The 19375-nt window shown below is 59.1% G+C and carries 22 protein-coding genes, 2 tRNA genes and 1 pseudogene; 18 read left to right on the top strand and 7 right to left on the bottom strand.

Annotated elements, in window-relative coordinates; all coding sequences use genetic code 11:
* The first annotated feature begins 28 nt into the window (after nt 1–28).
* From infC to ACIQ1A_RS01075, 8 genes are all read left to right on the top strand, one after another.
* The gene (infC, locus tag ACIQ1A_RS01110) at nt 29–556 is read left to right on the top strand and encodes a translation initiation factor IF-3 (protein WP_395769273.1); all 528 of its coding nucleotides are present in this window, start codon (nt 29–31) and stop codon (nt 554–556) included.
* A 280-nt stretch (nt 557–836) separates the two neighbouring features.
* The gene (gene rpmI / locus ACIQ1A_RS01105; protein ID WP_297802333.1) at nt 837–1040 is read left to right on the top strand and encodes a 50S ribosomal protein L35; all 204 of its coding nucleotides are present in this window, start codon (nt 837–839) and stop codon (nt 1038–1040) included.
* A 13-nt stretch (nt 1041–1053) separates the two neighbouring features.
* Nucleotides 1054–1413, top strand: coding sequence for a 50S ribosomal protein L20 (gene rplT, locus ACIQ1A_RS01100; RefSeq protein WP_297802328.1), 360 nt, complete (start codon nt 1054–1056; stop codon nt 1411–1413).
* Between the two features lie 98 nt (nt 1414–1511).
* Nucleotides 1512–2507: a phenylalanine--tRNA ligase subunit alpha gene (pheS, locus tag ACIQ1A_RS01095; RefSeq protein ID WP_395769233.1), complete on the top strand. Its 996-nt coding sequence runs from the start codon at nt 1512–1514 to the stop codon at nt 2505–2507.
* Between the two features lie 40 nt (nt 2508–2547).
* A complete protein-coding gene (pheT, locus tag ACIQ1A_RS01090) occupies nt 2548–4920 on the top strand; it encodes a phenylalanine--tRNA ligase subunit beta (protein WP_395769232.1) in 2373 nt (790 codons plus the stop codon).
* A 29-nt stretch (nt 4921–4949) separates the two neighbouring features.
* Nucleotides 4950–5252 (top strand): integration host factor subunit alpha, encoded by a 303-nt coding sequence (locus ACIQ1A_RS01085; RefSeq protein ID WP_395769231.1) that lies wholly within the window; start codon nt 4950–4952, stop codon nt 5250–5252.
* On the top strand, nt 5230–5586 hold the full coding sequence (locus tag ACIQ1A_RS01080) for a MerR family transcriptional regulator (protein ID WP_395769230.1): 357 nt from the start codon (nt 5230–5232) through the stop codon (nt 5584–5586). Before ACIQ1A_RS01085 ends, ACIQ1A_RS01080 begins: the two co-directional genes overlap by 23 nt.
* 33 nt (nt 5587–5619) lie before the next feature.
* Nucleotides 5620–5696 (top strand) — tRNA-Pro (locus ACIQ1A_RS01075).
* 50 nt (nt 5697–5746) lie between these two features.
* Here ACIQ1A_RS01075 and ACIQ1A_RS01070 read toward each other — a convergent pair.
* A complete protein-coding gene (locus ACIQ1A_RS01070; RefSeq protein WP_395769229.1) occupies nt 5747–7516 on the bottom strand; it encodes an acyl-CoA dehydrogenase C-terminal domain-containing protein in 1770 nt (589 codons plus the stop codon).
* Between the two features lie 15 nt (nt 7517–7531).
* Nucleotides 7532–7993 carry a hypothetical protein gene (locus tag ACIQ1A_RS01065; protein WP_395769228.1) on the bottom strand — a complete coding sequence of 154 codons (462 nt, stop codon included), beginning with the start codon at nt 7991–7993 and terminating at the stop codon, nt 7532–7534.
* 271 nt (nt 7994–8264) lie between these two features.
* Between ACIQ1A_RS01065 and ACIQ1A_RS01060 the strand changes: the two genes are divergently transcribed.
* Both ACIQ1A_RS01060 and ACIQ1A_RS01055 read left to right on the top strand, forming a co-directional pair.
* A complete protein-coding gene (locus tag ACIQ1A_RS01060; RefSeq protein ID WP_395769227.1) occupies nt 8265–8621 on the top strand; it encodes a hypothetical protein in 357 nt (118 codons plus the stop codon).
* A complete protein-coding gene (locus tag ACIQ1A_RS01055) occupies nt 8622–9686 on the top strand; it encodes a TonB-dependent receptor (protein WP_395769226.1) in 1065 nt (354 codons plus the stop codon).
* Between the two features lie 49 nt (nt 9687–9735).
* Here the strand turns inward: ACIQ1A_RS01055 and ACIQ1A_RS01050 are convergent.
* A tRNA-Phe gene (locus ACIQ1A_RS01050) sits at nt 9736–9811 on the bottom strand.
* A gap of 160 nt (nt 9812–9971) precedes the next feature.
* Here ACIQ1A_RS01050 and ACIQ1A_RS01045 point away from each other — a divergent pair.
* The gene (locus ACIQ1A_RS01045) at nt 9972–10409 is read left to right on the top strand and encodes a DUF6491 family protein (protein WP_395769225.1); all 438 of its coding nucleotides are present in this window, start codon (nt 9972–9974) and stop codon (nt 10407–10409) included.
* A gap of 1 nt (nt 10410) precedes the next feature.
* On the opposite strand, the gene ACIQ1A_RS01040 is transcribed toward ACIQ1A_RS01045, so the two are convergent.
* The 3 genes and pseudogenes from ACIQ1A_RS01040 to ftsY form a co-directional block, all read right to left on the bottom strand.
* Entirely contained in the window at nt 10411–10677 is a 267-nt protein-coding gene (locus tag ACIQ1A_RS01040; protein ID WP_395769224.1) for an oxidative damage protection protein, read from the bottom strand.
* A complete protein-coding gene (gene mutY, locus ACIQ1A_RS01035) occupies nt 10674–11720 on the bottom strand; it encodes an A/G-specific adenine glycosylase (RefSeq protein WP_395769223.1) in 1047 nt (348 codons plus the stop codon). The genes ACIQ1A_RS01040 and mutY overlap by 4 nt, the downstream gene beginning before the upstream one ends.
* A pseudogene (ftsY, locus tag ACIQ1A_RS01030) lies at nt 11721–12599 on the bottom strand (signal recognition particle-docking protein FtsY); the annotation flags it as partial.
* A 176-nt stretch (nt 12600–12775) separates the two neighbouring features.
* Here ftsY and rsmD point away from each other — a divergent pair.
* The 7 genes from rsmD to ACIQ1A_RS00995 are packed head-to-tail and all read left to right on the top strand — an operon-like array spanning nt 12776 to nt 17730.
* Complete coding sequence (rsmD, locus tag ACIQ1A_RS01025; protein ID WP_395769222.1) at nt 12776–13348, top strand: 16S rRNA (guanine(966)-N(2))-methyltransferase RsmD; 573 nt, start codon at nt 12776–12778, stop codon at nt 13346–13348.
* Nucleotides 13349–13381: 33 nt separating this feature from the next.
* Complete coding sequence (gene coaD, locus ACIQ1A_RS01020) at nt 13382–13888, top strand: pantetheine-phosphate adenylyltransferase (RefSeq protein WP_395769221.1); 507 nt, start codon at nt 13382–13384, stop codon at nt 13886–13888.
* Between the two features lie 14 nt (nt 13889–13902).
* On the top strand, nt 13903–14427 hold the full coding sequence (locus ACIQ1A_RS01015; RefSeq protein ID WP_395769220.1) for a hypothetical protein: 525 nt from the start codon (nt 13903–13905) through the stop codon (nt 14425–14427).
* A 57-nt stretch (nt 14428–14484) separates the two neighbouring features.
* Nucleotides 14485–14739 (top strand): YfhL family 4Fe-4S dicluster ferredoxin, encoded by a 255-nt coding sequence (locus tag ACIQ1A_RS01010; RefSeq protein WP_395769219.1) that lies wholly within the window; start codon nt 14485–14487, stop codon nt 14737–14739.
* Nucleotides 14736–16466, top strand: coding sequence for a gamma-glutamyltransferase (ggt, locus tag ACIQ1A_RS01005; RefSeq protein WP_395769218.1), 1731 nt, complete (start codon nt 14736–14738; stop codon nt 16464–16466). The genes ACIQ1A_RS01010 and ggt overlap by 4 nt, the downstream gene beginning before the upstream one ends.
* A complete protein-coding gene (locus ACIQ1A_RS01000; RefSeq protein ID WP_395769217.1) occupies nt 16463–17326 on the top strand; it encodes an MBL fold metallo-hydrolase in 864 nt (287 codons plus the stop codon). The genes ggt and ACIQ1A_RS01000 overlap by 4 nt, the downstream gene beginning before the upstream one ends.
* A gap of 11 nt (nt 17327–17337) precedes the next feature.
* Nucleotides 17338–17730, top strand: a complete 393-nt coding sequence (locus ACIQ1A_RS00995) for an MAPEG family protein (protein WP_395769216.1) — start codon at nt 17338–17340, stop codon at nt 17728–17730.
* Between the two features lie 62 nt (nt 17731–17792).
* On the opposite strand, the gene ACIQ1A_RS00990 is transcribed toward ACIQ1A_RS00995, so the two are convergent.
* Nucleotides 17793–19292: an aminotransferase class III-fold pyridoxal phosphate-dependent enzyme gene (locus tag ACIQ1A_RS00990; protein WP_395769215.1), complete on the bottom strand. Its 1500-nt coding sequence runs from the start codon at nt 19290–19292 to the stop codon at nt 17793–17795.
* Between the last annotated feature and the right edge of the window lie 83 nt (nt 19293–19375).

Below are 19375 nucleotides of genomic sequence, written 5' to 3'. Positions count from 1 at the left end.
GGGCCCATTTCCCCAAGAGGATTGACTAATCAATACGCCCGTTTCAGAAAAAGGTAACCGCAAGAACCACGAAATCCGCGTCCCGCGCGTCCGCGTCATCGGTGCCGACGGCGAGATGGTCGGCGTCCTGACACGTGACGAAGCCATCGCGCTCGCCGAAGAGTCCGGCATGGATCTGGTTGAAATCCAGCCCAACCAGGATCCACCGGTCTGCCGCGTCATGGATTACGGCAAATACCGCTTCGAGCTGCAGAAGAAAGCCGCAGCCGCCAAGAAGAAGCAGAAAGTGGTCGAAATCAAGGAAGTCAAATTCCGCCCCACCACCGACGTCGGCGATTACAGCATCAAACTGCGCAATGTCCGCCGCTTCCTGGAAGAGGGTGACAAGGTCAAAGTGAACATCCGCTTCAAGGGCCGCGAAATGTCGCACCAGGAGTTGGGTGTCGAAATGGCCAAACGCATCGAGACCGATCTGGTCGAAGAAGCCGTCATCGAGTCGCGCCCGCGCCTGGAAGGCCGGCAGATGATCATGATGATTGCTCCGAAGAAAAAATGAGCCGACGGGCGGTTTCGGCCGCCTTTCCTTGATTTTCCCCTCAATACAACCGGCTAACAGCCGGTTTTCATTCATTTTTAGTTCGATTTGGCTTGCCCGAACCCGAAAAACCGGTCATAATGCTCGGCTATTGGTTCGCCAAGCGGCCGCGCAGCCGCAGCCTTCGGGTAGCGCAATTGGACATCGGACGCGCAAGCGTCCACTCGCGACACAGGCAGGACGGAAAGCATGGCGCAAGCCATCGCCTGGTCAGTTAACCACCGAAAAGGATCATCCCCCAATGGCCAAGAATAAAATCAAGACCAACCGGGCGGCCGCCAAGCGCTTCCGCAAGACGGCATCCGGAAAATACAAGTGCGGCCACGCCAACCGTAGCCACATCCTCACCAAGAAAGCGACCAAACGCAAACGCAATCTGCGCCAGACGAATCACGTCCGCGCCGAAGACGCCGGCCGTTTGGACCGCATGCTGCCCTATCTCTAAGGAGGATTGAACCATGGCACGAATCAAACGTGGTGTTACCGCACACGCCCGACACAAGAAAATCCTGAAGCTGGCCAAAGGCTACTACGGCGCACGCCGTAAGGTCTTCCGCGTCGCCAAGCAGGCCGTCACCAAAGCCGCCCAATACGCCTACATCGGCCGTAAGCAGCGTAAGCGTCAGTTCCGCAGCCTGTGGATCACCCGCATCAATGCGGCTGCCCGCATCAACGGTCTGAGCTACAGCCGCTTCATGAATGGCGTGCTGAAAGCCAACATCAAGCTGGACCGCAAGGCGCTCGCCGACATCGCGATCCATGATGCCGCCGCTTTCGCCAAAATCGCCGAGCAGGCCAAGAGCGCCCTCGCGGCCTGATTGTACGTTTGACGCTTTGCGCGAGCAGGGCTGAAACCGACAATGGGGAAGGGCGCAAGTCCTTCCCCGTTTTCATTTGAAATTCCCTCTGGAATCCGATGAGCACAATCGATCAATTGACCGCAAAGGCCCTGCAACAGATCGCCGATGCCGGAAGCCTCGATGCGTTGGACGCATTGCGCGTTACCTTGCTCGGCAAGTCGGGTGAAATCACCCTGCAGCTCAAGCAGCTCGGCGCGCTGGCGCCGGACGAACGCAAATCGGCCGGTGAGGCCATTAACCGCGCCAAGGATGCCGTGGCCGAGGCCATTGCCGTGCGTAAGCTGCAGCTGGAACAGGTCGCGCTGGATCGGCGCCTGGCTTCCGAACGCATCGATGTGACACAGCCGGGTCGCGGCCTTTTGCCGGCCAACGCGCATCCTGTCAGTAAAACCCTGGAGCGCATCAGCGAAATCTTCTCGCGTCTGGGCTATCAAACGGCCGAAGGGCCGGAAGTCGAAGACGACTGGCATAATTTCGAAGCGCTGAATTTCCCGCCGCATCATCCGGCGCGCGCCATGCACGACACCTTCTATTTTCCGAGCGGCCATCTGCTGCGCACCCACACCTCCGGCGTGCAGGTGCGTTTCATGAAGGACAACAAGCCGCCGCTGCGCATGATTGCCATGGGCAAGGTCTACCGCTCCGATTCCGACCAGACCCATACCCCGATGTTCCATCAGATGGAAGGCCTGCTGATTGACGAGACCTCCAGCTTCGCCGATCTGAAAGGCACACTCGCGGCTTTCGTGCGCGCGTTCTTCGAGCAGGATTTCGAGATGCGTTTCCGGCCGAGCTATTTCCCGTTCACCGAGCCCTCGGCGGAAGTGGATATCGCCTGGAAACAGCCCGATGGCAGTACCCGCTGGCTGGAAGTGCTCGGCTGCGGCATGGTGCATCCGAACGTGCTGCGCAGCTGCGGCATCGACCCGGAGCGCTATACCGGCTTCGCCTTCGGCTTGGGCATCGAGCGTTTCGCCATGTTGCGTTACGGCGTGAATGATCTGCGCAGCTTCTTTGAAAACGACACCCGGTTCCTGAAGCAATTCGCCTGATTGACGGTGCGCCTTGGCGCACGCTATGGATTGATGAGATATGAAGTTTCCTGAAAACTGGCTCCGACAACATGTACAAACCGATGCCGGTCATGACGCGCTTTCGGCTTACCTGACCGCAATCGGTCTGGAGGTTGAGGAAGATACACCGATCGGTGCCGCACTGACCGGCGTGGTCGTAGCCGAAATCCTCTCGCTTGAAAAACATCCCGAAGCGGATCGTCTGAGCGTCTGCCATGTCGCGACCGGCAGCGGCACCGTGCAGATCGTCTGCGGCGCACCCAATGCCCGTGCCGGTCTGAAGGCGCCCTTGGCGCAGATCGGCGCCGAACTTCCCGGCGTCTTCGCCATCAAGGCCACCAAGCTGCGCGGTATCGATTCGGCCGGCATGCTGTGTTCCGCCAAAGAGCTCGGCATCGATGCCGATGCTTCCGGATTGCTCGAGTTGCCGTCGGATGCGCCGGTCGGCACGGCGCTGGCCGATTACCTGGGTCTGCCGGATGCGCGCTTCGAGCTTAAACTGACGCCCAATCGCGCCGATTGTTTTTCCATCCGCGGCATTGCCTTCGATTTGGCGGCAGCCCTGCAGACCCGTGTGGTACCGATGGCGATTCCGGAAGTGCCGGTCACCTCGGACAGTCGCATCGCCGTCAGCGTTGCTGCCGATAAGGACTGTCCACGTTACTGCGGCCGCGTCATCGAAGGCCTGAATCCCGCTGCCCTTACGCCCTTGTGGATGAGCGAGGCCTTGAGGCGTTCGGGCATCCGGCCGCTGTCGCCCTTGGTCGATATCACCCAATTCGTGATGCTCGAGCTCGGTCAGCCGATGCACGCCTTCGATGCCGACAAGCTTGCCGGTGCAATCGGTGTCCGTCGTGCCCTTGCCGGTGAAACCTGCATGTTGCTGGACGGCAAACAGGCTGAATTGTCCCCCGAATTCACCGTGATTACCGATGCCGACCGCGCCATCGCCGTCGCCGGCGTCATGGGTGGTCAGGACACCAGTGTCGGCGCAGACACGACCCGAGTCTTTCTTGAAAGCGCCCATTTCGCCCCGGAATCCATCATCGGCCGTGCCCGCAAGCTGGGCTTGCATACCGATGCCTCGCACCGGTTTGAACGTGGTGTAGATCCGGCACTGCCGGCACTCGCGCTCGAGCGTGCCAGCGCCTTGGTTCTTGAAATCCTCGGTGGTCAAGCCGGTCCGGTGGTCCAGATTGAATCGCCTGAACATATCGCCATTGCGGCTCCGGTCCTGCTGCGCCGCCAACGTTTGGCCCGCGTTCTGGGCATTGCCGTGGATGACGCCCGGGTCCAACAGATTCTGCTCGCACTGGGCATGCAGGTCACGGCTGTCGCCGATGGCTGGCAGGTGACTGCGCCGAGCCGTCGTTTCGATATCGCCATCGAAGAAGACCTGATCGAGGAAATTGCCCGCATCGTCGGTTACGATCAGATTCCAATGCGCACCCCCAGCGGTGAAGTGCCGTTGGTGGCCTGCAGCGAGTCGGCCTTGGATGAATCGGCCCTGCGCAGTCAGCTGATTGCGCTGGATATCCAAGAAACCATCAATTACGCCTTCGTGGACGCCGCGGTGCTGGACACCTGGCAGTTGCAGTCCGGCGCACTGGCTTTGGCCAATCCGCTCAGCGCCGAGTTGGCCGTGATGCGTACCTCGCTGTTGCCGGGACTGGTCAGTACCCTGACCGCCAATGCCGCCCGTCAACAGACCCGTCTGCGCCTGTTTGAGATCGGTCGGGTGTTCACAGCCCAAGACAATGAGGCTCCGCTGGAACGCCAATGTGCCGCCGCTGTGCTGTGCGGCCCGGCCCTGGCCGAGCAATGGAGCGCCAAACCGGCCGCGGTCGATTTCTATGATGCCCGTGCCGCGGTCGATGCGGCCCTGGCTCGTCTTGGCTTCGTGGCCGATTACCGGCCGGCACATGCGGCCTACCTGCATCCGGGTCGCTCCGCCGTCATTACGGTGGCCGGCAAGGACATCGGTCATGTCGGCGCGCTGCATCCCGCGTTGAACAAGGCGCTGGATCTGCCGGGAGATGTCTATGCCTTCGAGCTGGATTTATCGGCCATCCTGCCGCGCGCTTTGCCATCGGCGATGCCGGTATCGCGTTTCCCCAGCGTCCGGCGCGATCTGGCGCTGGTGGTTCCGGAGTCGGTCGCTTGGGCTGAAATCGAGGCCTGCGTGCGGAAAACGCTCGGTGAGCGTCTCCAGTCCACGGTGCTTTTCGACGTCTATCGCGGCGCCGGTTTGCCAGATGCATCAAAAAGTCTGGCTATAGGCTTGATTTTGCATGAATATTCGCGCACTCTAAACGACTCGGAAATCGAAACATCGATTTCCAAGGTGCTGGCGTCATTGGCCAACGACTGCCAAGCCGTGTTGCGCGGCTGAGTTTAATATCGATACAGAGGTTTATTTTTATGGCATTGACCAAAGCTGAAATGGCGGATCGTTTGTTCGAAGAAGTCGGACTCAACAAGCGTGAAGCAAAAGAATTCGTCGATTTGTTCTTCGACACCCTGCGCGGTGCGCTGGAATCCGGACGTCAGGTGAAGCTTTCGGGCTTCGGCAATTTCGATCTGCGCCGCAAGAACCAGCGTCCGGGCCGTAACCCCAAAACGGGTGAAGAAATACCGATTACCGCGCGTACGGTGGTAACCTTCCGTCCTGGCCAGAAACTGAAAGAGCGCGTGGAAAATTATGCTGGATCCGGGCAGCAATAAGGAACTCCCGCCGATACCGGCAAAACGCTACTTCACCATCGGTGAGGTCAGTGTGCTGTGCGATGTCAAACAGCATGTCCTGCGCTATTGGGAAACCGAATTCGAGACCTTGAATCCGGTCAAACGCCGTGGCAACCGCCGCTATTACCAGCATCATGATGTGCTCAAAGTGCGTGAGATCCGCGATCTTCTCTATCATCAGGGCTATACCATCGGCGGTGCGCGTTTGCGCCTTGAAGGCGGTGGCCGCCGGGAGCAGGCGGCGTCGATCGATGCCCATGCCGTTCAGGCCTTGAAGACCGATCTTGAAGAAATCCTGCGGCTGCTCGGCTGAGTCAGGTGCCTTGCGTTATAATGTGAGCTTGAACGGGGCGTAGCGCAGCCTGGTAGCGCATTTGCCTGGGGGGCAAAGGGTCGTGGGTTCGAATCCCGCCGTCCCGACCAACGAAAAAAGAGCCGCATTGCGGCTCTTTTTTCGTTTCCAATCCGTTGTATCAGAACAGGGCGCTGTCCATCGCCATCAGGCTCCGGCTGCCACTGCGGATGGCGGCGGCATGTTGCAATGTCCGGGGCAGAATGCGCTCGAAATAAAAACGCGCGGTCTCGATTTTTGAGCGGGCCAGTTCGGCATCGCCGCTCGCCACGGCAACGCGGGCCATTTCCGCCCACCAGTACGCCAGACAGACGTATGCCGACAGGAACAGGTAATCGAAGGCGGCTGAACCCAGTGCATCCGGATCGTCTTTGGCAGCTGCACCGATTTCCACGCTGATCTCCGACCACAGGCGGGCCGAGGATTGCAGTGCCGGCAGGAACTCACTGTCGGGATTGGCGCAACAGAATGCTTCGATCTGTCCGATGAAACGCTTCATGCCGGCGCCGCCGGTATGCAGGGTCTTGCGGCCGAGCAGGTCGAGTGCCTGGATCTGGGTGGTACCTTCGTAGATGGTGGTGATGCGCGCGTCGCGTGCCAGCTGCTCCATGCCCCATTCGCGTACATAGCCATGACCGCCAAAGCATTGCAGGGCATGGTAGGTGCATTCATTGGCCCATTCGGTCAGCGCCGCTTTCACGATGGGAGTCAGAAAACCCAGCATCATTTCGGCATCGGCTTTTTCTTCGGCAGTGAGCGCATGATCGACACGGTCGATCTGCAGGGTGGCCTGGTAGGCCAGGCAGCGTCCTCCCTCGGCCAGCGCTTTGCAGGTCAGCAGCATGCGTCGTACGTCGGGGTGCACGATGATCGGGTCGGCCGGTTTTTCCGGAAACGCTGCGCCTGTGGCCGCGCGCATCTGCAGGCGATCCTTGGCGTAGGCGAGGGCGTTCTGGTAAGCCCGGTCGATCAGGCCAAGTCCTTGCAGGGCAACCGCGATGCGGGCGGAATTCATCATGATGAACATCGCATTCAAGCCACGGTTCGCCTCGCCAATCAACCAGCCGCGGGCACCGTCGAAATTCATCACGCAGGTGGCCGAACCCTTGATGCCCATCTTGTGCTCGATTGATCCGCAACGGACGGCATTTGGCTGGAGCGGGCTGCCATCGGCATCGACATCGATTTTCGGGACAATGAACAGCGAAATACCTTTAACGCCGGGCGGCGCATCGGGCAGACGCGCCAGCACCAGATGGATGATGTTGTCGGTGAAATCGTGTTCGCCGCCGGTAATGAAGATCTTTGTTCCGGTAATCGCATAGGTGCCGTCCGCATTCGGCGCGGCCCGTGTTTTCAACAGCCCCAGGTCGGAACCGCAATGCGGCTCGGTCAGGCACATGGTGCCGGTCCAGCGGCCGGCCACGATGTTGTTGAGAAAGACCTGTTGTTGCCAGCTATCGCCATAATGTTTCAGCGCTTCAACGGCGCCGTGCGACAGCAACGGATAAGCGCCCCAGCTGAGATTGGCGGCATCGATCATTTCTTTGAAGGCGCAGGCGATGCTTTCCGGCAGGCCTTGGCCACCAAAGGCTTCCGGAGCACTCAACCCGTTCCAGCCGGCGTCGACGAACTGCCGGTAGGCTTCGGCGAATCCCGCAGGAGTGCGCACGGCACCTGTAGTCTGGTCATGGTGGCAGCCTTCCTCATCGCCACTGCCGTTAAGCGGTGCGAGCACCGATTCCGCAAATTTCGCCGCCTCTTCCAGTACGGCATCGAGCAGTTCGCGGTCTGCATTGGCGAAGTTCAGATCGGCATAGGCTTTTTCGGCGTTCAGCACATCGAACAGCACGAATTTCATGTCTTTCAGCGGGGCTTTGTAGGTGTTCATAAGTGGTCTGGAGGGTTATCGGTAGACGCCGGCAAGGCCGGGGGCGGGATTCAACCGGCCGTCGTAGGTCAGCGGATAGGTGCGGTTGGGATCACGGCTGCGAAGACTGCCTTCAATACGGTAGCGCAGCGGTTGTGTTTTATCCTGCCGCTCCCGGATGGCTTGGAGGGTGTCCGGACTGAAAGGCACGCTTAGACTCAGAACCTCGGCATTGCTTGCCCCGATGTTGAGGCTTGCCGGACCGCTGAGTTCAGCCCAACCTCCGTCCTGGATCTGGATTTTCAGACGGATCTCGCTGAAATCCATCGCGCCGGTACTGAAGTTCTGGACACGGATCTGGGCCAGCCATTGGCCATCGGGCTGCTGTTTCAGCTCCTTCAACGAAGCCTGAGGTGGAAAATATCGGATGGTCGGACCGCTGGCGCAGCCGACGAGCAGCAACAACAGGGCGAGGGCACTTGCAATGAATCTTGGCATGTAAATTTCCTGTCTTTGGACTCAAATCATACCATCGCCGCATCTGAGGCAATGTGACGAGTCCGTCGAGGGTTCTGACCAACCGGTCTCCTCCGGGTTCCCGAGGTGCTTTACCGAGGCGGTCAAACCATCTAACGGCTTGTCCGGCTTGCAGTTTTCGCCAACTCGGACTATTGTATGAAGCATGTCGGCAGGTCGCCGTAGGTCCTGTTCGGTCGGACTGTATTGTGTTTCAGGATTTCATGTTCACGGAGAGCATTTGGGGTTTGCATTGTTCAATGACCCCGTCAATTTCAATCCCTACAGCCGGCTGGTCGCGCCGCCGACCGGGGAATATGATTTCAAATCCAGCACCTCGTTTGCCGGCAATGAAGGTCAGGATCTGACCCAACAGGGTATTTCCGTCAGCATGAAGTGGGATCTGACGCCGGAGCTGGAATTGCATTCGATTACGGGCTACCGCACCCTCGATGTCGATTCCTACATCGATATGGACGGGTCGGAATATCAGCTGGCCGATATTTTCCTGACATTCGACCAGAAGCAACTCAGCCAGGAATTGAACCTGCACTATGACAACGGCAGCAACTTCAACGGTGTGTTCGGTCTGTATTATATGGACGAGTAGGTGCCCTCGAGCCAAGTCTCCAATTCCGATGATTTTCTGAAGTTCTTCGGTGATCCGATCAGCTTCCTCCGCACTTCCGACGATGATTTGCAGAACAAGAGCATGGCCTTCTTCGCCACCGGTAACTGGGAGTTCAAGGACGGCTGGGAAATGTCGGCTGGCGTGCGTTACAGCAAGGACAGCAAGGATTACTCCCGCACCACATCTTACTTTTCCGACACGCTCGGCAATCGTGACCCGGATGCCGCATTCAGCGTCAGCGATGACTGGGCGGCCTGGACCCCAACGGCCTCCATCCAGAAGGCCTTCAGCAAAAACAGCATGGCCTATGTTTCGGCAACCCGCGGCTTCAAGTCCGGCGGTTTCAATGGCCGATCCACGGTCATTCCGGAAACCTATCGTCCTGAATATGTCTGGTCCTATGAGGCTGGTCTGAAGTTGCAGTCCGAGGACGGCTTCTATACCGGCCGATTCGCTGTGTTCCACAGCAGCTATGAAGACTTCCAGGCGCGTGTTTCCGAAGTCCAGGACCCGGAAAACTTCCTGCCGACTTTCGCTTTTCCCGTGTTGAACGTCGAGAAAACCACAATCAAAGGCATCGAGTTCGAAGGCTCCGCGAAATTCACCGAGAATTTTGTGATGTCGGGTGAGTTCGGCTGGCAGGACGCACAGTTCGATAAATTCACCGATCCGCGCATTCCGCCGGGATCCCATCAGCATGTGCCGTTTTCACCGGACTTCACCGCCCGTCTCGCCATGACCTACGCACATGCGTTCCGGGACAACAGCCTGGTTTCTTTCAGCGCCGATGTCTCCTACCGCAGCGAAACCTGGCTTTCGGTGGATAACGCTCCGGGTCTGCGTCAGGGCTCCTACGCACTGGTCGGCTTCTACACGCACTGGGATTCCTCGGACGGCCGGTGGTCTGTCCGTGGTGGCGTAAGAAACCTGACCGATGAGGTTTACCGAACCGATGCCCAGGAGTTCTCCGGCATCGCCGGCATTCAGACCGCCTACTATGGCCTGCCACGCAATTATTATGTTTCTTTCGGCATGCGCTTCTGATTCTGAGGCATGCAACGAAAAACCCCGCCGAGGCGGGGTTTTTCATGGATGGTGGCCAATCTCGGAATCGAACCAAGGACACAGGGATTTTCAATCCCTTGCTCTACCAACTGAGCTAATTGGCCGAAGTGCATGCACTTTCAGACCGCTATTGTAGTGCCTTGGGTCGTTTTCCGCAAGTCCGCCCGGCTGACGCATCCCTGAATGACAGAGCAGGGTACATGGCGGAAATCTGCCGTTTTTGCTAGGGTTGGAAGGTCTAAACCGAGAAACGAGGAGTCTGCCATGAGACTGAAATGGATGCTGTTGCTTATTACAGCAATTGCCACGACTGCAGGCGCCCAAGACCGCAAGACCGAACGCTTGACGAAAATGGAGCAACGCCTTGAATTCGTGACACGATTCGCCAGTGAACCGAAATCCAGCGTACCGTTCGCGCGCAGTTACGACTTTGAGCCGCTGGGCCGCCACACCCTTTTGCTGTATGAATCCATGAACCGCGCTTACCTGGTTGAAATCGAGGATTTCTGTCCGGATCTACCGACCGCCATGGCCATCGGCGTTGATAACAAAACATCGTCGCTTAGCGCCAAATTCGACGCATTGCGCATCGGCGGACGCAGCTGCCAGATTCTGGAAATCCGGCCGGTCGATGTGAAAGCAATGAAGGCCACCCAGAAAGCCGAGCGGGAAGCCGCTAAGGCGGCCAAGTCCAGTCCCTGATTCAGACCGGTGTATAGCCCTCGGGTTTCTCGGCACCGCCCTCGAACAGGAACTTCTGCATTTCCTCCTGCAGAAAAGCGCGGTGTTTCGGATCCAACGGAGATAGGCGGTTTTCATTGATCAGCATGGTCTGGTGAGTCAGCCAGTCGGCCCATGCGGCCTTGCCGATGTTTTCGAAAACCCGCTTGCCGAGATCGCCGGGCCAAGGCGCGAAATCCAGTCCTTCCGTTTCAATGCCGGTTTTTACACAATAAACGGTTCGGCTCATGGCAGTCTCTTCAGCAGTTTTTGAATGGGGGCAGGCAACCCGAGTTGGCGCAATTCATCCGGCGCTGCCCAGCGTATGGAGGCATTATCCCTGATTTGTGATTTCGCCGTGCATGCATCCCAGAGCAGCGGATGAATGGTCAGCCGGAAATGACTGAAGGTATGCGCAAAGGCCGGCAGCGAAATCGGCGCAGGGCTCTTGGCGGTGATCAAGCCGACGGCCCTTGCCTGTGCCTGATCGGCATCGCTGGCTTCCGGCAGGGAATACAGTCCACCCCAAATACCTTTGTCCGGGCGCTGCTCGAGCAAGATCTCGCCGGAGCGCGAACGTAAAAGCAGGACATGGGTTTCGCGTTCGGGAATCGATTTCGCCGGCTTGCGCCCCGGATAGTCCAGGACATTGCCTTGCGCCAAAGCGAGGCAGTCCGCTGCAAGCGGGCAGGTTGTGCATTGCGGTTTTCGGCTCGTACAGACCGTGGCACCCAAATCCATGATGGCCTGGCTGTAATCGGCCATGTGCGATTCGGGCAGCAAGGATTCCGCCAGTTGCCAGAGTTGCTTGTCGACAGCGCTGCTGCTGGCATCGCCGGCGATGGCGAAGTAACGGGTCAACACCCGTTTCACATTGCCATCGACGATGGCATGACGGGAGCCATGGGCCTGGCTGAGAATGGCGCCGGCCGTGGAGCGACCGATGCCGGGCAGTGCCAGAAGCGCGTCGTAATCCTCTGGCAAGTGGCCGTTGTGATGGATCATGCACCACTGCGCGGCTTTATGCAGATTGCGCGCGCGCGAGTAGTAGCCAAGCCCGGCCCAGGCATTCATGACCGCATCGGCGGGCGCTACCGCCAGATCCGGCAAATCCGGAAAGCGTTCCAGAAAGTTTTCGAAGTAGGGGATGACCGTCTGGACCTGGGTCTGCTGCAGCATGATTTCTGAAAGCCAGACCCGGTAAGGCGTGCGTGGATGCTGCCAGGGCAGATCATGCCGACCGTGTTTTTGATGCCATGCCCGCAGCCGGGATGCGAAAGCGGGGGGGCTCATTTACCGATGCTGCGGCAGCAGACCGTCGACATAGGCCACAGGATCGAATTCACGCAGATCTTCCGGTTTTTCACCCAGGCCGATGAAACGGATTGGAATGCCGAATTCGCGGGCCAGGGCAAACAGCACGCCACCTTTGGCACTGCCATCGAGCTTGGTCACGACCAAGCCGGTAACTCCGACTGCCTCGTGGAAAGCACGGCACTGGTTGATGGCATTCTGCCCGGTGGTGCCATCGATGACCAGCAGCACTTCATGGGGCGCGTCAGCATCGATTTTGGCGATCACGCGTTTGATCTTGGCCAGTTCCGCCATCAAATGCGTCTGCGTATGAAGACGGCCTGCAGTGTCCGCGATGAGGATGTCGAAACCGCGCGAGCGCGCCGCCTGGTAGGCATCGAAGGCCACCGAGGCCGGATCGGCATCCTGCCCTTGTGCGATGACGGCAACGCCATTGCGCTCACCCCAGATCTGCAGCTGCTCGACCGCAGCGGCCCGGAAGGTGTCGCCGGCGGCCAGCATCAGGCTATGGCCTTCGCCTTGCAGGCGCCGGGCCAGTTTGCCGATGGTGGTGGTTTTACCGACGCCATTGACGCCAACGGTCAACAGCACGAAGGGTTTGGCCGCCGGGTCGATCCGCAGCGGCTGCGCGATCGGTTCGAGAATGGCAAGCAGGCGCTGACGCAGATTATCGAGCAAGGCGTCGGTATCGGGATACTCGCGCGCTTTGAAGCGCTTGCGCACATCCATCATGATTTCGCCGCTGACACGTACGCCGACATCGGCCGTGATGAGTGCGGTTTCCAGCTCATCGAGGAAATCGGGGTCGAGTTTCGGATTGCGCGAGAACAGACTGCCGAAGGTACGGGCAAAAAGACTTTTTCCGACTGTCTGCTTGACCGCTTCCGGCGTACTGAGGACGATTTCCTGGCCATCGCCTTCGGCGATGCCTTCCGGTTTACCGGGTTCAGTTTTTGGCTTTTTTTTCAAAAAATCGAACATAAGGCGATTCTGCGTCACAATAAGCGGAGACAACAAAGAGATGGGGGCGATGCGTGCAAACAACAGGGCAGGGCCATGTCCGCATTATAGCCGGTACGCTGCGTGGCTCGAAGTTGCCGGTGCCGGCACGTGACGGCCTGCGTCCGACGCCCGACCGCACCCGCGAGACCCTGTTCAACTGGCTGGCCATGAAAATAGCAGGCCGACGGGTGCTGGATGCTTTTGCCGGATCCGGCGCACTTGGTTTTGAAGCGGCGTCCCGTGGTGCCGCTGAGGTGGTTCTGCTCGAGCGCGATGCCGCCGCCGCCGAAAGTCTTCGCGCCAGTCAGGAGCGCCTGAAGGTTGCCGGCATGCATATCATCCAGACTGATGCCTTGTCCTGGCTAGGGGCCACCATCGGCCAACATTTTGACGGGGTCTTCCTCGATCCGCCCTTTGCCAGCGCGCTGTGGCCTCAGATCTGGCCACTGCTGTTGCCTCTACTTTCCGACGGCGCCTGGCTGTATATGGAAACGGCCGTGGATGATGAAGTGATTCTACCGGCCGGCCTGGTGCCATATAAAAGCGGAAAATCCAAACATTCCAAGTATTTGCTGGCGCAATGGCATAAAACGGCGATAGGCTGATACACTATCGGCGGTCACCGATTCGAGCCCTGCATGCGCCCAAATACCTACCGGACAGCGGTCTATCCCGGCACCTTCGACCCGATTACCAACGGCCATGTCGATTTGGTCGTACGGGCCGCGGTGCTGTTTGATACGGTGATCCTGGCCGTGGCGCAGAGCCCGAACAAAACACCGGTTTTCAGCCTGGATGAGCGTGTTGCAATGGCCGAGCATTCGCTCCGCGATTACGCCAATATCCGAGTGGTCGGTTTCAATGGATTGCTCGCACGCTTTGTCGATGAAGTCAAAGCCGGTGTCCTGTTGCGTGGACTGCGTGCGGTTTCGGATTTCGAGTATGAATTCCAGCTGGCCAGCATGAACCGCCACCTGATACCCGGTGCCGAAACCGTTTTTTTGACGCCGTCCGAGCAGTTCAGTTTCATTTCATCGTCCTTGGTGCGCGAAGTGGCGCGTCTGGGCGGCGATGTCTCCGAGTTCGTCCCGGCCAACGTGCAGTCGGCGTTGGCGGCAAAATGGAAACAATCCACAACACATTAACCTGAGGAGTTCCTATGTCTCGTCAAATCATCACTGCTTCCGTCCTGGTCCTGACTCTGGCCCTGTCGGGCTGCGGAAAGAAAGAAGAAGAAGAAAGCAAAGCCGCCGCACCGGCCGTGGTTGCGGTTCCGACCACCCAGGACAGCGCTGCCTGGAAACAATACCTCAGCTCGGTCGCGGTCAAACCGGAATACCAGGAAGTGATCAGCGACCGTATTATTCCGTACTTCCTGCCGATGGACAGCAAGACGGCCGACAACGATCCGAAGAACCCGGAAGTCTCCAGCCCCTATAGCCGCCAGATGGATGTGGTCAAGCCGGCCATCGAACGTACCGTGACCAAGGGCAATCTGCTGGTGTTCGGTTCCCCGGACAGCAAAACCATGGCCGATTTCATCGTCGAAGCCTTCACCGGTGCCGTCCCGACCGCATTGAGCGGCTCGCACGTGCTGTTTATCGGCAAATCGGAAGATGCCGAGCGCGTGAAAGCCTCGGTCGAAGCCGCCGGCGGCGGTTTCCTGTTTGAAGAAGTCCAGTAATCGATACGACATCCACTAACGCGGCTCGGCTTTGCCGGGCCGCTTTGGTTTAGAACTATGGCACTCCTGATCAACTCCCTGTGCATCAACTGCGATGTCTGTGAACCGGCCTGCCCGAATCAGGCCATTACCCAGGGTGAACAAATTTATATCATTCATCCCGAACGCTGCACCGAATGTGTCGGTCATTTCGATGAGCCCCAGTGCGTGGTGGTCTGTCCGGTTGAATGCATCGACAAGGATCCGGCCCATCCGGAAACCGAGCAGCAGTTGTTGCTGAAACTCCTTCGCCTTCAGGAAGAAAGTGCATGAAATCCCGCTATCTGTTGCTGGTCTTCCTGTTGCTGCCGGGCTTGTTGGTGGCCAAAGTCCCGCCGCCTTCGGCGCCACATCAGCATGCCGTGGCATCTGCGCATTATTTGGCGACCGATGCCGGATTGGAAATATTGGCCAAGGGCGGCAACGCCTTCGATGCGGCCGTTGCAGTTTCGGCGACGCTTTCCGTGGTCGAGCCGATCAGTTCGGGTCTCGGCGGCGGAGGATTCTTCCTGCTGCACGAAGCAAAGAACGGCCGCGACCATTTCATCGATGCCCGCGAAACCGCGCCGGTCTCGGCAACCCCCGATAAATATCTGGATGCCGCAGGCGGCTTGAATCGTGACCGTGCAACGAATGGCCCATGGTCAGCAGGCATTCCTGGTCTGCCAGCCGGCCTCGTGCATCTGGCAAAAAATTACGGACGCCTTCCGCTGGCGGTTTCTCTGGCCCCAGCCATCCGCATCGCCCGTGACGGTTTTCCGGTCTATGCCCGCTTGGCCAACGGTTACAGCGCCCGCCGTGAAGTGATGGAGCGTTACTCCGGAACCCGCGGGGTTTTTCTGGCAGACGGAACCCCGCCTACTGAGGGCGAAGTGCTGCGCCAGCCTGATCTGGCCAGAACCCTCGAGTTGCTGGCGGCGAAAGGTCATGACGGATTCTACAAAGGCGAGGTCGCCTCCAAGTTGTTGGCCGGCGTCAAGGCCGAGGGCGGCGAGTGGAGTGCACAGGAACTTTCCGCCTACCGTATCCGTGAACGCACGCCGATCCGTTTCGAATATGATGGCTGGCAGATTGTTACTGCGCCGCCACCGTCATCCGGCGGTATCGCTCTGGCACAGATGTTGCAGATGCTGGAGCCTTGGGATCTCAAGTCGCTGACACAGACCCAGCGCACCCACTTGGTGACCGAAGCCATGCGCCGCGCCTTCCGTGATCGGACTTTTTATCTCGGTGATCCGGATTTCGTGAAGGTGCCGCAGCGCACTTTGGTCAGTCCCGAATATGCCGCAGGACTGCGCGCCACCATTCATCCCGGCAAAGCGACGCCAAGTGACTTGCTGTCCGGAAGCCAGACCCCGTTGGAGGACGAGGACACCACGCACTTTTCCATCATCGATGCCGAGGGCAACCGGGTCGCGGGAACCCAGACGGTCAACCTGCTGTTCGGCTCCGGCCTGATTCCGCCGGGAACCGGTGTTCTGCTCAATAACGAAATGGATGATTTTGCCCTGAAGTCCGGAACGCCCAATGCCTTCGGAGTCATGGGCTATGAAGCCAATGCGCCGCAAGCCGGCAAGCGCATGCTCAGTTCGATGACGCCGACCTTCATGGAGTCGAAAGACCGTGTGGCGGTGCTCGGCTCGCCGGGCGGCAGCCGGATCATCACCATGGTTCTGCTGGGTGCGCTCGGTTATGCCGATGGGCTCGATGCACAATCGGTTGCGGCCTTGCCGCGCTACCACCACCAGTGGATGCCGGATGCTCTTTCGACCGAGCGCAATGCGCTGCCGGCCGATGTGGTGGCGGCACTGCGCGCGATGGGGCATACGGTGAATACTCCGGAAGATGCAACGGATGGCAGACGCTCCAGCGACACCTGGGGCAATCTGCAGACCGTCAGTTGGGACAAATCCGGCAACCTGCTGAGTACCGGCAGCGATCCGCGCAATCCGGTCGGCTCGGGAAAAGTTGTCGAATTAAAATTAAAGGTGAAGCCATGAAAGCCTGGTCCCTGTTGGGAAATTCACAAAAGCTCGATGGCGGCGCCATGTTCGGTAACGCCCCGAAAGCGATGTGGGAGAAATGGGTCGACGTCGATGATCTGAACCGCATTGACCTGGCCTGCCGCGCGCTACTGGTGGAGGGCATCAACGGCAAGCGGGTGCTGTTCGAAACCGGGGTCGGCGCGTTCTTCGAACCGAAACTGCGTGAACGCTATGGTATTCAGGAAGCCGGACATGTGTTGCTGGATGAGCTCGCCCGTATCGGGCTGAGTGATGCCGATATCGATGTGGTGGTGCTGTCGCATCTACATTTCGATCATGCCGGCGGCCTGTTGGCGCCATGGCAAGAGGGACAGCCGTTGCGTTTGTTATTCCCGAATGCTGTATTCGTGGTCGGTGCCGAGCACTGGCAGCGCGCCCAGCATCCGCATCCGCGTGACCGGGCCAGTTTTGTGCCCGAGCTCAATGCCTTGCTGGTCGCCAGTGGCCGACTGGAACTGGTGTCCGGCGATACCACGCCGGCGCTGGGCGAAGCCGTGCGCTTCCACCATTCCGATGGGCACACTCCCGGTCTTTTGCTTGCTGAAATTCGCGGCGCTAACGAAAGCGTGGTGTTCTGTGCGGACCTGATTCCGGGCCGGGCCTGGGTGCATCTGCCGATTACCATGGGCTATGACCGCAATGCCGAACTGGTGATTGATGAAAAGGGCCCATTTCTTGCCGATATGCATGCCCGCAATGTCCATTTGTTCTTTACCCATGATTCGGGGATTGCCGTTGCGGCGGTCGTGCGCGATGATAAGGGCAGGTTTTCCACCACCGATGAACAGGCCGTCTGGCTTGCGCATCCCCTGTAAGGAGCGTCGCCATGATTTCAATGATGTATGCCGGTTTCTGCACGTTGTTGGTTATCCTCCTTGCCGTTCGTGTGGTCAAGTGGCGGCGTGAGCACAAGATCGGTCTCGGGCATGGCGAAAACATGGAACTGCAGATGCGCGTGCGCGCGCATGCCAATGCCACCGAATACATGCCACTGGCACTGCTTCTGCTGGGCTCGCTGGAGTTGACCGGTTTTCCGCCGTATCTGATTCATGTGCTTGGCGGCACCTTCCTGTTCTCACGCATCATCCATGCCTGGGGCGTCAGCCATAATTCCGGATACTCGAAAGGCCGCTTCTGGGGCATGGTGCTGACTTGGCTGCCAATGATCGTGATGGCGGTGTTCGCCATCGTCGGTTCGATCGATTCCCAAATCCAGTAAATCAACAGTTCAAGAAAAAACCGCCTTTCGGCGGCTTTCTGACGAGGCGCATGGGCAGCGGATTACGCTGCGGCGGCCTCTTTCCGGCGCGGGCCGTTGAGCAGCGCGAAGCGGATGTGTTCGATGACCAGATCCAGTTCACCGCTGGTGATGCCGAAGTGCGGTGTGAAACGCAGTGAATTGGTACCCCCATGGATGACACCGATGCCGCGTTCGCGCATGAACTCCTCGGTGGATCCGGCGCCGTAGCATTTGAAAGCCGGATCGAGTTCACAGCTGAACAGCAGACCGGTACCCTGGACTTTCGTAATCAGTCCGCCAAGTTCAGTCTTCAGGGTATTGAGCTTGTCAAGTGCTTCCTTGCCCATGTCGCGGACGTTCGTGCGGATTTCCGGAGTCAGTGAACGCAGTACCGTGGTGGCGATGTCCATGGCACGCGGATTGGTGGTCATGGTGTTGCCGTAGGTGCCCTTGGCATAGGTGTTTGCGGCACGTGCATTCACCGCCAGCACCGAGAGCGGATACTGACCGCCGTTGAGTGCCTTCGAGTAGGTTTCCATGTCCGGGGCTTCGAGATTTTCGAAACCCGGATAATCGACGATGGACAGAACGCCGTGCGCGCGCAGGCCGGCCTGGATGGAGTCAATCAACAGGAAGGTGCCGTGCGCTGCGGTCAGTTCGCGTGCAACAGCATAGAATTCCGGCGGCACGGCACGCCCCGGATCGCCTTCGCCCATGACGGGTTCAAGGAACATTGCTTCGATGTACCAGCCGTTGGCATCGGCATCGGCGAATGCCTGCCGGAGGGCATCGATGGAGTAGGGCTCGATGGTGATCAGCTGGTTTTCATGATGCTTCCAGCTGGCCAGATTTTCGGCGTAGGCCTTGCGTGAGGAATCGGAATACAGGCAGGGCAGTTCGGTGCGTCCGTGGAAAGCGCCCTTCATGGCAATGCGTTTGACGCGTTTGCCTGCGTGGCGGCCGCCCGGATCGGTCATGAGCTTGGTGTTGGTGTCGGCGATGCGCCCGGCCAGCGAAACCGATTCCGAGCCCGAGTTCAGGGTCAGGAATTTGTCGTACGGACAGCCGCCGCGGCGGTGGCCGATTTCGGCACGCAGAGCCTGCACCACACGCAGCTGGGACAGACTCGGCGACATGATGTTGGCCATGACCTGCGGTTTGGCCATGGCATCGATGACCGGCTGCGGGGTGTGGCCGAAGCCGAGCATGCCGTAGCCGCCGGAATCATGCAGCACGCGGCCTTTGAGGGTGATGACCCAGGGGCCGCAGGCGGCGATGGCCACATAAGGGTTGATGGCGTCATCCGGGTAGAAATTGACGAAGCCGGCTTGGGTCGCATCAATCTGAACCTGCTCGTCGGCGTCGATCAGTTCCGGGAATTCCGCAGCCAGCCCCGGATAGGCCTCAGCGGCACGACCGGCTGCGGTCAGCAGATCCGGGTATTGGGCCGATAAACGCAATAGGGTGGTGTCGTCGAGACCCTGGGTGCGGACGGCGCCGGAACGGGCGCGCAACGGGGAAAGAAGATCCAGAATGCTCATGGGGTGCTCCAGCTGCCGGGCAGCATTATGCAAAACGCGATTTTATCATGCGGGTTTTCCCGCCGTAACCCCCTCTATGGGGA

The sequence above is a fragment of the Arenimonas sp. genome, assembly GCF_044353605.1.
Lineage (GTDB): Bacteria > Pseudomonadota > Gammaproteobacteria > Xanthomonadales > Xanthomonadaceae > Arenimonas.
The sequence above is the reverse complement of the archived record's forward strand: the minus strand, read 5'-3'. Positions and strand labels throughout refer to the sequence as shown.

Excerpts from the sequence above, each read along its gene's own strand:
- ACIQ1A_RS01045 (WP_395769225.1), top strand. The coding sequence starts at position 9,972 with ATGAGACTGAAATGGATGCTGTTGCTTATTACAGCAATTGCCACGACT.
- coaD (WP_395769221.1), top strand. The coding sequence starts at position 13,382 with ATGCGCCCAAATACCTACCGGACAGCGGTCTATCCCGGCACCTTCGAC.
- rpmI (WP_297802333.1), top strand. The coding sequence starts at position 837 with ATGGCCAAGAATAAAATCAAGACCAACCGGGCGGCCGCCAAGCGCTTC.
- ACIQ1A_RS01000 (WP_395769217.1), top strand. The coding sequence starts at position 16,463 with ATGAAAGCCTGGTCCCTGTTGGGAAATTCACAAAAGCTCGATGGCGGC.
- pheS (WP_395769233.1), top strand. The coding sequence starts at position 1,512 with ATGAGCACAATCGATCAATTGACCGCAAAGGCCCTGCAACAGATCGCC.
- ACIQ1A_RS01015 (WP_395769220.1), top strand. The coding sequence starts at position 13,903 with ATGTCTCGTCAAATCATCACTGCTTCCGTCCTGGTCCTGACTCTGGCC.
- ACIQ1A_RS00995 (WP_395769216.1), top strand. The coding sequence starts at position 17,338 with ATGATTTCAATGATGTATGCCGGTTTCTGCACGTTGTTGGTTATCCTC.
- ACIQ1A_RS01080 (WP_395769230.1), top strand. The coding sequence starts at position 5,230 with ATGCTGGATCCGGGCAGCAATAAGGAACTCCCGCCGATACCGGCAAAA.
- ACIQ1A_RS00990 (WP_395769215.1), bottom strand. The coding sequence starts at position 19,292 with ATGAGCATTCTGGATCTTCTTTCCCCGTTGCGCGCCCGTTCCGGCGCC.
- rplT (WP_297802328.1), top strand. The coding sequence starts at position 1,054 with ATGGCACGAATCAAACGTGGTGTTACCGCACACGCCCGACACAAGAAA.
- ACIQ1A_RS01085 (WP_395769231.1), top strand. The coding sequence starts at position 4,950 with ATGGCATTGACCAAAGCTGAAATGGCGGATCGTTTGTTCGAAGAAGTC.
- pheT (WP_395769232.1), top strand. The coding sequence starts at position 2,548 with ATGAAGTTTCCTGAAAACTGGCTCCGACAACATGTACAAACCGATGCC.
- ACIQ1A_RS01070 (WP_395769229.1), bottom strand. The coding sequence starts at position 7,516 with ATGAACACCTACAAAGCCCCGCTGAAAGACATGAAATTCGTGCTGTTC.
- ggt (WP_395769218.1), top strand. The coding sequence starts at position 14,736 with ATGAAATCCCGCTATCTGTTGCTGGTCTTCCTGTTGCTGCCGGGCTTG.
- mutY (WP_395769223.1), bottom strand. The coding sequence starts at position 11,720 with ATGAGCCCCCCCGCTTTCGCATCCCGGCTGCGGGCATGGCATCAAAAA.
- ACIQ1A_RS01010 (WP_395769219.1), top strand. The coding sequence starts at position 14,485 with ATGGCACTCCTGATCAACTCCCTGTGCATCAACTGCGATGTCTGTGAA.
- ACIQ1A_RS01065 (WP_395769228.1), bottom strand. The coding sequence starts at position 7,993 with ATGCCAAGATTCATTGCAAGTGCCCTCGCCCTGTTGTTGCTGCTCGTC.
- ACIQ1A_RS01040 (WP_395769224.1), bottom strand. The coding sequence starts at position 10,677 with ATGAGCCGAACCGTTTATTGTGTAAAAACCGGCATTGAAACGGAAGGA.